The 875-nt window shown below is 45.0% G+C and carries 1 pseudogene; it reads left to right on the top strand.

Annotation, left to right across the window (positions count from 1 at the left end):
* A pseudogene (locus FE813_RS10555) lies at positions 1-875 on the top strand (adhesin); the annotation flags it as partial.

Genomic DNA, 875 nt, shown 5'->3' with positions numbered 1-875 from the left:
TGTAGCTTCTACTGCAGCATCTACAGCGAACAGCAAAGCAACTGTAGCTTCTACTGCAGCATCTACTGCGGACAGCAAAGCAACTGTAGCTTCTACAGCAGCATCTACCGCTAACAGCAAAGCAACTGTAGCTTCTACTGCAGCATCTACTGCTGACTCTAAAGCAACTGTAGCTTCTACTGCGGCATCAACAGCCGACTCTAAAGCAGTCGTAGCACAAAACATTGCAACTCAAGCGTCTACTGCAGCATCAACTGCTGACAGCAAAGCAACTGCAGCTTCTACAACAGCAGTCGCTGCACAAAATACGGCTACTGCAGTATCTACTGCTGTAAGTAATCTTGAGTCTCGTAAACAAACTTTCAAAATAAAGAATAATGCAGATAAAGCAGCAAATGAGGATGGTACAGCTGAAGAATGGACATTAAACAAAGATAATGAAATTACTTTCGGTGCAACCTCTGATCTTTCTGTGACCACTGATAGCAATGGCAATATTATTTATGGTTTAAGTGCAGCTGCTAAAAGTGCTCTGGAAAAAGCTACAAATGTTGCTCAAGACATTGATACAATAAAATCTGATACAGCGGCAGCCAAAGCAAACGCAGAGAAAGCTCTAACTGCAGCATCTACAGCTGACTCTAAAGCAACTGCGGCTTCAACTGCAGCATCTACTGCAGACAGCAAAGCAACTGAAGCATCTACTGCAGCTTCAACTGCTGACAGCAAAGCGGTAGCAGCGTCTACAGCAGCATCTACTGCAGACAGCAAAGCAACTGAAGCATCTACTGCAGCGTCAACTGCTGACAGCAAAGCGGTAGCAGCGTCTACAGCAGCATCTACTGCAGACAGCAAAGCAACTGAAGCATCTACTG

Origin of the sequence: Haemophilus seminalis, assembly GCF_006384255.1 — a bacterium.
Classification (GTDB): domain Bacteria; phylum Pseudomonadota; class Gammaproteobacteria; order Enterobacterales; family Pasteurellaceae; genus Haemophilus; species Haemophilus seminalis.
Note: the sequence above shows the minus strand (reverse complement) of the source record. Positions and strands in the feature narration are given on the sequence as shown.